Genomic DNA, 12,187 nt, shown 5'->3' on the forward strand with positions numbered 1-12,187 from the left:
GAGTAGGGATGGCAGTGGCAGATCGGGTTCCGGGGTTGCGCGTGATCGCCACGTACCGGCCGGCCTGGTTGCCGAAGGACGTGGTGGCCGGCATCGTGCTGACCACGCTGCTGGTGCCGCAGGGCATGGCGTACGCCGAACTGGCCGGCCTGCCGGCGATCACCGGTCTCTACACGTCGATCCTCTGCCTGCTCGGCTACGCGGTCTTCGGCCCGTCCCGGGTGCTGGTCCTCGGCCCGGACTCCTCGCTCGGCCCGATGATCGCCGCGGTGATCCTGCCGATCGTCGCGGCGGACGGCGACCCGGCCAAGGCGGTCGCGCTCGCCTCGATGCTGGGTCTGCTGGTCGGCCTGATGATGACCGTGGCCGGTGCGGCGAAACTGGGCTTCATCGCCGACCTGCTGTCGCACCCCACCCAGCTCGGTTACGTCAACGGCCTGGCGCTGACCATCCTGGTCAGTCAGCTGCCGAAGTTGTTCGGCTTCTCCACCGAGGGCGAGGGTCTGATCGCCGAGGCGACCGGCTTCGTCGAGGGTGTGGTGTCCGGCGAGGTCGTGCCCGCGGCGCTGGCGGTCGGGGCCGGTGGCCTGCTGATCATCCTGTTGCTGCAGCGCTGGCTGCCGAAGGTGCCGGGCATCCTGGTCGCGGTGCTCGCCGGGATCGCCGCGGTCGCGGCGTTCGGCCTGGCCGACGACGGCGTCGACGTGGTGGGCCCGCTGCCGGGCGGCTTCCCGCCGCTGACCTGGCCGGCGGTCTCGCTGTCCGATCTGGGCCTGCTGGCCGTGGGCGCGCTCGGCATCACGCTCGTCTCGGTGACCGACACGATCTCCACCGCCTCGGCCTTCGCCGACCGCACCGGCCAGGAAGTGCGCGGCAACCAGGAGATGATCGGCATCGGGGCGGCGAACATCGCGGCCGGCTTCTTCCAGGGCTTCCCGGTCAGCACCAGCGGCTCGCGGACCGCGGTGGCGTTCACCGCCGGCGCCCGCAGCCAGCTCACCGGCGTGGTCGGCGCCGGCGCGATCACCCTGCTCCTGGTGCTGGCGCCGGGCCTGCTGCGGAACCTGCCGCAGCCGATGCTGGCGGCCGTGGTCATCGCGGCGTCGCTGTCGCTCGCCGACCCGGCGGGTCTGCGGCGGCTGTGGCGGCAGCGGCGCATCGAGTTCGGCCTGGCGATGGCCGCGTTCCTCGGTGTCGCGCTGCTCGGCGTGCTGCCCGGCATCGCGTTCGCGGTGACGCTCTCGGTGCTCAACGTGTTCCGGCGGGTGTGGTGGCCGTACCGGGCGGTGCTCGGCCGGGCCGCGGGCGTGGCCGGTTACCACGACGTCCGTGAGTACCCGGACGCCGTGCTGATCCCGGGTCTGGTGATGTTCCGGTTCGACGCGCCGCTGATCTTCGCGAACGCCCGCACGTTCCGCGAGGAGGTGCGGCACCTCGCCCACGCGGACCCGGCGCCCCGGTGGATTCTGGTCGCCGCCGAGCCGATCACCGACGTCGACACCACCGCCGCTGACATGCTGGAAGACCTGGACGAGGAACTGAACGCGGCAGGCGTCTCGCTGGTGTTCGCGGAGATGAAGAGCCAGGTCCGGATCAAGATCGAGCGGTACGGGCTGACCCGCACCATCGACCCGGCGCACTTCTTCCCGACGATCGAGGAGGCCGTGGCGGCGTACCGCTCGATTTCACCCCGCCCGGAGGAGCCCGCGTCGTAGTGGCGGGGCGACCGTGGAGGCATGGCCAACTCCGATCCCGGCGCTGAGCAACGGCGCCTGCACGACGCGGACACCGCCACCGTGCCCTGGCGGCGATGGGGGCCGTACCTCAGCGAGCGGCAGTGGGGGACGGTCCGGGAGGACTACAGCCCGGGCGGTGACGCCTGGAACTTCCTGAGCCACGACGCCGCGCGGTCCCGGGCGTACCGGTGGGGTGAGGACGGCATCGCCGGGTTCTGCGACGAGGAGCAGTCGGTCTGCCTGGCCCTGGCGATGTGGAACGGCCGGGACCCGATCCTCAAGGAACGGTTCTTCGGGCTGACCAACACCGAGGGCAACCACGGCGAGGACGCCAAGGAGTACTGGTTCTACGTCGACGCGACGCCGACGCACTCGTACCAGAAGATGATCTACAAGTATCCGCAGCGGGAGTTCCCCTACGCCGACCTTGTCGGACGGCGAACACCGCAAGGACGCGTTCCACCGGTACGTGGTCGGCGGCGAGAAGGAGGCGGTGAACCCGGCCGGGACCGGCACGAAGGCGGCCGCCGACATCGCTCTCGACCTGCCGGCCGGCGGATCGGCGGTGATCCGGCTGCGGTTCGGCGACGCCCCGGCGCCGGAGCTGTCGGCCGAGCGGGTCGACGACCTGTTCGGCACGCGGATCGCCGAGGCCGGCGAGTTCTACGCCGCGTGCTTCGCGCCGGCGCTGCCCGACGCCGAGCGGCAGGTGGCCCGCCAGGCGATCGCCGGGATGCTCTGGACTGGAGCAAGCAGTACTTCGGCTACGACGTGGAACGCTGGCTCACCGAGCACGGCCGCGACCCGCTGGCGGCCCGGGACCTGCGCAACGGCGACTGGTTCCACATGATCTGCCACGACGTGATCTCGATGCCGGACACCTGGGAGTACCCCTGGTTCGCGGCCTGGGACCTGGCGTTCCACACGGTCGCCCTGGCCCTGGTCGATCTCGGGTTCGCCAAGGCGCAGCTGGAGCTGCTGCTCAGCCGCCGCTACCTGCACCCGAGCGGGCAGATCCCGGCGTACGAGTGGAACTTCAGCGACGTCAACCCGCCGGTGCACGCCTGGGCCACCCACCTGGTCCACGAGATGGAGAAGGCCCGCACCGGCCGCGGGGACCACGCCTGGCTGGAGGCGATGTTCCACAAGCTGGCGAAGAACTTCACCTGGTGGGTGAACCGCAAGGACCACGACGGCAACAACATCTTCCAGGGCGGTTTCCTCGGCCTGGACAACATCGGCGTCTTCGACCGCAGCGCGCCGCTGCCCACCGGCGGGCACCTGGACCAGGCGGACGGCACCGCGTGGATGGCGCTCTACTGCCAGAGCATGCTCACGATCGCCCTGGAGCTGTCCGAGCGGGACCCGGTCTACGCCGAGCAGGCCCAGGCGTACTTCGAGCACTTCGCCTGGATCGCGGTGGCGGTGAACCACGAGACCGGCAGCGCGGCGATGTGGGACGAGGAGGACGGCTTCTTCTACGACCTGCTCCGGCTGCCGGACGGCAGCGCGCAGCGGCTGCGGGTGCGTTCGCTGGTCGGGCTGCTGCCGCTGGCCGCGGTCACCGTCCACGACCCGGCGCTGACCGCCCGGCACCCGGGGCTGGTCGCCGGGATGCGGGACTTCGTGGCCCGGCACCCGAGCGTGCGCGACCTGCTGACCCGGGGACGGGACCGGGGGGAGATGCTCGCGCTCTTCGACGAGGACCGGTTGCGGCGGATCCTGTCCCGGTTGCTGGACGAGGACGAGTTCCTCAGCCCGTACGGCATCCGCTCGCTCTCCCGGCACCACGCCGAGCATCCGTTCGCGCTCCGGGTGGGTGATCGGAGCTTCGAGGTCCGTTACCGGCCGGCCGAGTCGGACAGCGCGATGTTCGGCGGCAACTCGAACTGGCGCGGCCCGATCTGGTTCCCGGCGAACGTCCTGCTGATCCGGGCGCTGCTCAACCTGCATCAGGCGTACGGCGACGCGCTCACCGTCGAGTGCCCCACTGATTCCGGCGTCACGATGGACCTGTTCGAGGTGGCCCGGGAGCTGACCGCGCGGCAGACCCGGATCTTCCTGCCCACCGCCTCCGGGGAACGGCCCTGTTACGGTGGCCAGAGGGTCTTCGCCACCGAGCACTGGCGGGACCTGATCCTGTTCTCCGAGTACTTCCACGGCGACAACGGTGCGGGTCTGGGCGCGGCGCACCAGACCGGCTGGACCGGCCTGGTCGCGCTCTACCCCAACGTGTTCGCCGGGCTGACCGGGACGGACCTGCTGGACCAGGGGATGGCGGGGATGCTGCACCAGCTCCCCGGCACGGACACGGAGGAGCGGAAATGAGCGGGTGGCCGGCGGCTCCGGTGGTCTACGAGATCGACACCTGGCCGTGGCTGACCGGGGTGAGCCGGCGACTCGGCCGCCCGGTGACCCTGGCCGACGTGCCGGCGGCGATCTGGGACGAGGTGGCCGCGCCGGGCCTGGACGCGGTCTGGCTGATGGGCGTCTGGGAACGCAGCCCGGCCGGCCTGGAGCTGGCCCACGCGAACGAGAACCTGGGGCGGGCGTTCCGGGACGCGCTGCCGGATCTGCAGCCGGAGGACGTGGTCGGCTCGCCGTACTGCGTGCGTCGTTACCGGGTCGACGAGCGGCTCGGCGGCCCCGAGGGCCTGGCGGCGGCGCGGGCCGAGCTGCGCCGGCGTGGCCTGCGCCTGGTGCTGGACTACGTGCCCAACCACACCGCCCCCGACCATCCGGGAACCGTCGAGCACCCGGAGTGGTACATCCAGGGCACGCCGGAGGATCTGGCGGCCGACCCGGCGGGCTGGTTCACCACCGGCGGGCGGGTGATCGCGCACGGTCGCGACCCGTTCTTCCCGCCCTGGCCGGACGTGGCCCAGCTGAACGCGTTCGCCCCCGGTCTGCGGGAGGCCACCGCGTCGGCCCTGATCGGCATCGGCGAGCAGTGCGACGGCGTCCGCTGCGACATGGCGATGCTGTTCACCAACGACATCTTCGCGCGCACCTGGGGCCGGTACGCCGGTCCGGCGCCGGACACGGAGTTCTGGCCGGAGATCTTCGCGGCGGTCCGGGCCGCGCACCCGGACCTGGTGATGATCGCCGAGGCGTACTGGGACATGGAGTGGACCCTGCAGCAGCAGGGCTTCGACTTCTGTTACGACAAGCGGCTCTACGACCGGCTGGCGCACGAGGACGCCGACGCGGTGCGCAAGCATCTGGCCGCCGGCCGGGACTACCAGGACCGGCTGATCCGGTTCCTGGAGAACCACGACGAGCCGCGGGCCGCCGCCACCATGCCGGGCGGCCGGGACCGGGCCGCGGCGATCGCGGTGGCCACGCTGCCCGGCGCGGTGCTCTGGCACGACGGGCAGTTCGACGGCCGTCGGGCGCAGCTGCCGGTGTTCCTGGCGCGTTACCGCGACGAGCCGGCCGATCTCGGGCTGCGCGAGTTCTACCACCGGCTGCTGGCGCTCGCCGCGCCGCTGCGCCGGGGTGAGTGGCGGATGCTCGACTGTCTCGGCTGGCCGGACAACCCGACGCACCGCGACGTGCTGGCCTGGGCCTGGTACGACGGCGACGTCCCCCGGCACGTCGTGGTGATCAACTTCGGGGCGCACGCCTCGCAGGGCCGGGTCGAGCTGCCGTGGCCGGCGCTGGCCGGCCGGGCGTGGCGGCTGACCAACCTGCTCGACGGCCGGGTGTTCGAACGCGACGGTGCCGACCTGGTCGGGAACGGCCTCTTCGTCGACCTGCCGGCCTGGGGAGCACACGTCATCACGGTTCAGTAATCACCGGGGTACCGAGGGTCGCGATTATCCGATCCGGAGGATGCGGGGGGTGAGTCACCCGGACGAGGCTGTACGGGAGATCGATCGGGGTCGGGCTCTCGGGAGGAATCGTCGTGTCCATGGAACTGATCGCGGAATCGCCCGGTGAATCCGGTTTCGACCTGGACGGTTCGCTGCTCGACTCCAAGTTCGCCATCCCCGCGGCGCCGCCCTCCATGGTGGACCGTCCCGCGCTGCTGGCCCGGGTGACCGAGGGCGTCCGTGGCCCGGTCACCCTGGTCACCGGGCTGCCCGGCAGCGGCAAGACGCAGCTGCTGGCCGCCTGGGCGAACAGCGGCGGCGGGCAGCCCGCACACGCCGGCGCCGGTGCGGCAGCGATGACCGGGGCCGGCTGGCCGATCGCGTGGATCAGCGTGGAGGCCGGTGACGAGCGGCCGGCCGCCTTCTGGGCGTACGTCACCGAGGGCCTGTGCCGCGCCGGCGTGGCCGTCCCCGGGGCACCGGGCGGCGCGGCCGGACGGGCGGCGCTCGGCCGGCTCGCCACCGCGATCGACGAGCACCCCACGCCGGTCGTGTTGATCCTGGACGGCGTCTCCCAGCTGACCGGCCGGGACTGGGCCACCGGGCTGGACTACCTGATCAACCACGTGCGGCAGCTCCGGGTGGTGCTCGCCGGCCGGTGGGACCCGCCGCTGCCGCTCTACCGGTACCGCCTGGCCGGGCAGCTGCGCGAGGTGCGCACCGCGGACCTCGCGCTCAGCACCGCCGAGACCGCCGAACTCCTGCGGCTGCACGACGTCGAGCTGGGCGCCGCCGACCTGGCGGCCCTGTGCGAGCACACCGAGGGCTGGGTGGCCGGCGTCCGGCTCTGCGCCTGCGCCCTGCAGGGCAGCCCGGCCGCCGCCCGGCTGGTCGGCACGATCTCCGGGGGCGAGTCGACGATCGCCGAGTACTTCGTCGGCGAGGTGCTGCGGCTGCAGACGCCCGAGATGCGGCGCTTCCTGCTGGAATCCAGCGTGCTCGACACGTTCACCCCGGAACTGGCGGCGGTGGTCACCGGCTGCCCCGACGCGAGCCGCCTGCTCGCCACGCTGACCCGGGAGAACGCGTTCGTGCAGCCGGTCGGCGAGGGCTCCGGGATGTACCGGTACCACCGGCTCTTCGCCGAGCTGCTGCGGGCCCAGCTGGCCTGGTCCGAGCCGGACCTGGTGCCGCTGCTGCACACCCGGGCCGCGACCTGGCTGTCCGAGCGGGGCCGGCTCGTGGAAGCGGTCGGCCACGCCGCCCGGGCCGGTGACTGGGGGTCCGCAGCGGCCATGGTGATCGAGGACTACGCCGTGGGCCGGCTGCTGACCGAGGGCAGCGCGGGGCGGCTGGGCGGCCTCCTCGCCGGCATGCCGGAACACCTGGAACTGCCGGAGGTGGTGCTGGTCCGGGCCGCGATCGCGTGCGGCGACCGGCGGCCGGACCGGGCGGCGGAGCTTCTCGGGTACGCCGGCCAGCTGCTCAGCGTGCACGGCAGCACCTGCGGCGACGGGCTCACCCTGACCGGTTTCCTGGTGCGGATCCTGCTGCTGGCCGGCGGTCCCGAACCGGAACGGGTTCCGGCGCTGGCCGGGGCGGCCGAGACCTTCCTGGCCGTGGCGCCGCCGGAGAAGGTGGCGCGGCACCCCGAGCTGCGGCTGCTGCTGCGCAGCGCGGAGGGCACCGCCCTGAACGGTACGGGCGCCGCCGACGCGGCGGTGGACGCGCTGGCCGACGCGGCCGCGACAATCGTGCCCGGGTGCGAGACGATCCGGATCGACTGCCTGCAGCAGCTGGCGCTGGCGGAGGCGTACCTGGGGCGGCCGGCCGGGGCCGAGACCGCCGCACGGCAGGCGCTGGAGCTGGCCGCCGACGCCGGGCACGGCCGTGCGGACCGGCCGGGCGCCGCCGAGGTGGCCCTGGCCTGGGCGGCGCTGGAACGTCACGACCTCGAGGCGGCCGACCGGCACCTGCGGCTGGCGCAGCCGCTCTGCGGCCCGGCGGCGGGCGCGTCCGCGCGGCTCGGGTACGCCGTCGTCCGGGCCCGGCAGCTGCACACCCGCGGCGACGTGCGCGGCGCGATAAGCACGCTGCGCTCCGCCACGCGGGCCGCCGGGCAGGCCACGGACCGGCCGGCGCCGCGCTGGCTGACACGCGAGGTGCGGCTGGCGCAGGCCCGGCTGCTGATCGCGACCGGGCACCCGGACGAGGCGGCCACGCTGCTGGACCGGTACGCGGACGAGTCGCTGCCGGACGTCGAGGTGGTGCGGGCCGCCCTCGCGCTGCACCGCGGTGACGTGCGGGTGGCGTACGACGTCGCCCGTACCGTTGCCGATGCCGCGGGCGTGCCGGCGCCGGTCGCCCTGGACGCGTGGCTGCTGCTGGCCGTGCTCGCGGCGCGGGCCGAGGACGCCGCGGGCGCCCGGGAGGCGTTGCGGCGGTCGCTGCGGGTGGCCGGGACCGAGAGCCAGCGGCGCGCGGTACACCAGACCCGCGGCCGGCTCCGCCGGTTCGTGCGCGACGACGAGCGGCCGGTCGTCCGGGCCGGCTTGCCGGCCGCCCCGCCCGGGATCGCGCCCGCCGTCGCGCCGACGCTCGCCGAACCCGTGCTGGTGGAGACGCTGAGCAAGCGCGAGTTCGAGGTGCTGCGGGGGATGGCCGCCATGCTCCCGACCGAGGAGATCGCCGCCTCGCTCTACGTCTCGGTCAACACCGTGAAGACGCATGTGCGCAGCATCCTGCGCAAACTGTCGGCGTCGCGGCGCAACGAGGCGGTGCGGCGGGCCCGTTCGCTGAACCTGATCTGACCCTGGTCAGGACCCGCGCCGGACGTCGCCGCCGTGCGCGGCGAGCGCGTAGATGACGAGCACGTCCATGCTGATCAGGATCGAGGACCAGACCGGGGCGGCGGCCAGGAAGGAGAAGTGCACCACTGCCGCGATGCCGGCGATGACGATACCGACGACCCGGGCCCAGGCCTGGCCGGTCAGGACGCCGGCTCCGGTCGCCGCGGTGGTCAGGCCGACGACCAAGTGCACCCCGCCCCAGACCTGGTAGTCGAGGTCCAGGACGAGGCCGTCCGAGGAGACCGCGTAGAACTCCTTGCGGTAGAGGGCGATCGCGCCCTCGGCCCGGTGTGAGCTGCCCCGTCTCGCACCAGTCTGGGTTTGCGACACATCACCCATCCGTGCAAGTTGCAGGTGGCCACCACGTTCAGCTCGCGGACCAATACTGGGGGTTGTCGGGCGGTCGCCCACGTGCTTCGGTAACGAGGATGAGTCCACAGGCACTTCACTCTTCGTAAGGCTCTCGACGTCACTCACGGATCGCCGGGCGGCGTATCCGCAGTGGACAGTGACGCTCCGTGCGATGATGCCCCGGCGGCCGGCCGGCGCGCGACATCGGCGGACGAGGGCGACCTCGCCGATCTGGGCACGACGCAGGGCGGCCGTTCCGCGAGACGGGCGCCGGAGGCCGCGCCGTGCTGTGGGGGTGGTGGCTACATGCTGGAACCAGCACGGAACGCCCATCCGGAACCGATGTCCCCGCCGGTCCGCACCGCAGGACCCCGCCCACCGCGGGCCCCGCTGTGGCGGCCCCGGCTGGCCGAGTCCCTCGACACGGGCGTGCGCCGGGCGGTCACGGTGATCCGCGCCGGACCGGGCTGGGGCAAGACCGCCCTGGCCGCCTCGTGGGCCGGGCGCCGCGCGGCCACCGGGCCGGTCGCCTGGCTGACGTGCGAGCAGCGGCACAACGAGCCGGCCGTCCTCCGGTCGGATCTGACCCTGGCACTGCGCACCGCCGGCGCGGACCGGCCGCCTGCGGCGGCGCCGCGCCCCGGCGACGCCCCGGCCGGCCGCGGCCCGCTCACCGGGCTTGCCGGTCTGCCCGCGGTGACCGTCCTGATCCTGGACGACCTGCAGGAACTGACCGATCCGGGGGTGCTCGCCGGCCTCACCGAGCTGCTGGAGAAGCCACCCGAAAATCTGCGGTTCGTGCTGATCAGCCGGGCCGGACCCGGCGTCGCGCTGCACCGGCTCCGCGCCGCCGGCGAGCTGACCGAGATCGGCGCCGAGGACCTCGCGTTCCGGGTGGACGAGGCGGCCCAGCTGCTGGCGGCGGCCGGGCGGCAGCTGCCGGCGGCCGAGGTGGCCGACCGGGTCCGCCGTGCCGAGGGGTGGGCCGCCGGGTTGCGGCTGGAACTCACCGATCCGGCCGCCGGGTTGCCGCTGGAACTCGCCGATCCGGCCGCCGGCGCGGTCGAGGACTACCTGGTCGCGGAGGTGCTGGACGCCCAGCAACCGGCGGTGCGCGACTTCCTGCTGCGGACCTGCGTGCCCGACCGGATCTGTGGCGAGCTGGCCGAGGCGCTCACCGGCCGGCCATTCGGCGAACGCACCCTGGAACAGCTGGCCCACGCGAACCTGTTCCTCGAACGGATCGGGACGGGCCGGTGGTTCCGCTACCACCCGATGTTCCGGTCCGCCCTGCGTCACCGGCTCGCCGTCACCGAACCGGAACGGGTGCCGCAGCTGCACCTGCTGGCCGCGCAGTGGCATGCCACCAGCGGCAGCGGCCTCGCCGCGATTAACCACGCGGCGGCCGGCGGGGACTGGGCGTTCGTGGCCCGGCTCGTCGTCGACCGCGGACTCCGGATCGCCACCTCCGGCGACCGGGTGGAGCTCCTCGCCCTCCTGCGGCGGATCCCGGCGGACCGTTGCGGCGAAAGTGCCGAACTCGCGTTCTGCGCGGCCCTTCGCGCGCACGCCGAAGGTGGCGCCGCCGCGGTGCCGTCGCACATCGCCCGCGCCCGGAAGCTGCTGACCGGCCGGGACCCCGGCTACCGCGAGGTGATCGGCCTGGCCCTGGACGTCCTGGAGTGCGGCGTGGTGATCCGCGCACGGGGTGACATGCCGGGGCTCGTCGCGGTCGCCGCCCGGATCCTCGACGACCTGGCCACGCTGCGCTGGGAGCTGGTGCCGGCCCGCCTGCAATACCGGGCCCTGATGCTCGGCCACAAGGGCGCCGGTCTGCTGTGGACCGGAGATCTCGACCACGCCGAACGGTTCCTCTGGGCGGCCGCCTCCGCCGCCCGCGCCGCCGGGGTGCCGCTCGTCGAGGTCAGCGCGCTGGCCAACCTGTCCCTGCTGGTCTTCCTGCAGGGCGCACCGGGCACCGCGGCGGAACACGCCACGGCGGCGATCGACCTGGCCCGCCGGATCGACGCGGAAACCCGGCCGGCGGTCGCGCCCGGATACCTCACCCGGGCGCTGATCGAGGCCGAACGAGGCCACGAGGCCGCGGCGCACGAGTCGCTGCGCTGCGCGCAACACGCCGTCGGCGACGACCCGGAAGCGGTGCCGGCGGTGATGCTGTCGCTGGTCCGGGCCCGGCTGCTGCTCGACCACGGTGAGCCGCTCGCCGCCCGGTCCCTGCTGCACCGGGCCCCGGCGGAGGCCGGGCCGCACCTCGCCGCGCCCCTGCTCGACCGGCTGCTGGCGCTCGGCACGGCCGAGGCCGACCTGGCCCTGGGCGAGCCGGCCGCGGTCGTCGCGCGGTACACCCGCGGCCCGGCCGGTCCCGCGCTGCTCCCCGCCGAGCAGATCTGCCTTGCTCGCGCCCATCTCGCCGGCGGCGGCCTTGCAGGCGGGGATCGCGCCCGCGCCGACCATGCCCGCGGCGACCATGCCCGCGGCGACCATGCCCGCGGCAACCTTGGCGTTGGCGGCCTTGCCGGCGGTGATCGTGCCCGCGGCGACCTTGGCGTTGGCGGCCTTGCCCGCGGCGATCGTGCCGGGGGGGATCTCGCCGGCGGGGCTGAGGCGGCGGCCGAGCAGTTGCTGGCGCGGGTACGGGAGGGCTCGGACCGCAGCGCCGCCGTCAGCGCCTGGATCCTCACCGCGCTCGCGGCCGACGCGCGGGGGCACGGCACGCGGGCGGGCGAGGCGCTGTCCCGCGCCCTGGACCTGGCCGAACCGGACCTGCTGCGGCAGCCGTTCCGCCGGTTCGCCAGCCCGCGCCTGCTGGTCCTGGCCGAGCGGCAGCAGTGGCTGGGCGAGGCCCGCGGCCCCGCGCACGACGGCCTGCTCGCCGAGATCACCGGCGAGCTTCCGGTGATCGGCGCGCCGGCGGGCGCCGGACCGCTGAGCGAGCGGGAGCTCGAGGTGTTGCGCTACCTGCCCACGGTCCTCACCGCCGCGGAAATCGCCGAGAACCTGGGGATCTCGGTGAACACGGTCAAGGCGCACATGCGATCGATCTACCGCAAACTGGGCGTCGGACGCCGCCGCGAGGCGATCATGCTGTCCCGGCAGCTGGGCCTGCTCTGACCGGCCCCGCCGGAAGGCCCTGCCATCGCCGGAAGGCCCGGTCGCCGCCGGACAGTCGGTTGTTGCCGGAAGGCCTGGTTGCCGCCGGACAGTCGGTTGTTGCCGCCGCGAAGTAGACGCGGACCCGGTCACGCCCTGGGTCTGGACTCGTTTGTGGAGTTTGGAGGACGCTATGACCCAAGGCCGCGTAGTTAAGGGGTTCGGGGTGTTGGCAACACTCGTTCGGTGGATGTAGGTGCATTAGGAACGGGGCCTCCGGTAGGCAGGTAGTCGACGAAGATCTATCTGCTTTGCGGGAGGCCCC

Annotated in this window: 6 protein-coding genes; 5 read left to right on the top strand and 1 reads right to left on the bottom strand. The window is 73.7% G+C overall.

The window, feature by feature from the left end; genetic code table 11:
- Nucleotides 1-8: 8 nt before the first annotated feature.
- The 4 genes from LPA41_RS27175 to LPA41_RS27190 all read left to right on the top strand — a co-directional run bounded on the left by LPA41_RS27175 (nt 9) and on the right by LPA41_RS27190 (nt 8,361).
- Nucleotides 9-1,715, top strand: coding sequence for a SulP family inorganic anion transporter (locus LPA41_RS27175; RefSeq protein ID WP_229073727.1), 1,707 nt, complete (start codon nt 9-11; stop codon nt 1,713-1,715).
- A 21-nt stretch (nt 1,716-1,736) separates the two neighbouring features.
- Nucleotides 1,737-4,064, top strand: coding sequence for a hypothetical protein (locus tag LPA41_RS27180; RefSeq protein ID WP_229073728.1), 2,328 nt, complete (start codon nt 1,737-1,739; stop codon nt 4,062-4,064).
- Nucleotides 4,061-5,530, top strand: a complete 1,470-nt coding sequence (locus LPA41_RS27185) for an alpha-amylase family glycosyl hydrolase (RefSeq protein ID WP_229073729.1) — start codon at nt 4,061-4,063, stop codon at nt 5,528-5,530. The genes LPA41_RS27180 and LPA41_RS27185 overlap by 4 nt, the downstream gene beginning before the upstream one ends.
- A gap of 119 nt (nt 5,531-5,649) precedes the next feature.
- Nucleotides 5,650-8,361, top strand: a complete 2,712-nt coding sequence (locus LPA41_RS27190; protein WP_229073741.1) for a LuxR C-terminal-related transcriptional regulator — start codon at nt 5,650-5,652, stop codon at nt 8,359-8,361.
- Nucleotides 8,362-8,367: 6 nt separating this feature from the next.
- Here the strand turns inward: LPA41_RS27190 and LPA41_RS27195 are convergent, their stop codons facing one another.
- Complete coding sequence (locus LPA41_RS27195; RefSeq protein WP_229073730.1) at nt 8,368-8,730, bottom strand: hypothetical protein; 363 nt, start codon at nt 8,728-8,730, stop codon at nt 8,368-8,370.
- Nucleotides 8,731-9,057: 327 nt separating this feature from the next.
- Here LPA41_RS27195 and LPA41_RS27200 point away from each other — a divergent pair, with 327 nt between their 5' ends.
- On the top strand, nt 9,058-11,883 hold the full coding sequence (locus LPA41_RS27200) for a LuxR C-terminal-related transcriptional regulator (protein ID WP_229073731.1): 2,826 nt from the start codon (nt 9,058-9,060) through the stop codon (nt 11,881-11,883).
- The last annotated feature ends 304 nt before the right edge of the window (nt 11,884-12,187 follow it).

The sequence above is a fragment of the Actinoplanes sp. DH11 genome (assembly GCF_020873875.1).
Classification (GTDB): Bacteria; Actinomycetota; Actinomycetes; order Mycobacteriales; family Micromonosporaceae; genus Actinoplanes.

What these genes read in the sequence shown, in the direction of transcription:
- LPA41_RS27175 (WP_229073727.1), top strand. Translation starts at nt 9, where the DNA reads ATGGCAGTGGCAGATCGGGTTCCGGGGTTGCGCGTGATCGCCACGTAC.
- LPA41_RS27180 (WP_229073728.1), top strand. Translation starts at nt 1,737, where the DNA reads ATGGCCAACTCCGATCCCGGCGCTGAGCAACGGCGCCTGCACGACGCG.
- LPA41_RS27185 (WP_229073729.1), top strand. Translation starts at nt 4,061, where the DNA reads ATGAGCGGGTGGCCGGCGGCTCCGGTGGTCTACGAGATCGACACCTGG.
- LPA41_RS27190 (WP_229073741.1), top strand. Translation starts at nt 5,650, where the DNA reads ATGGAACTGATCGCGGAATCGCCCGGTGAATCCGGTTTCGACCTGGAC.
- LPA41_RS27200 (WP_229073731.1), top strand. Translation starts at nt 9,058, where the DNA reads ATGCTGGAACCAGCACGGAACGCCCATCCGGAACCGATGTCCCCGCCG.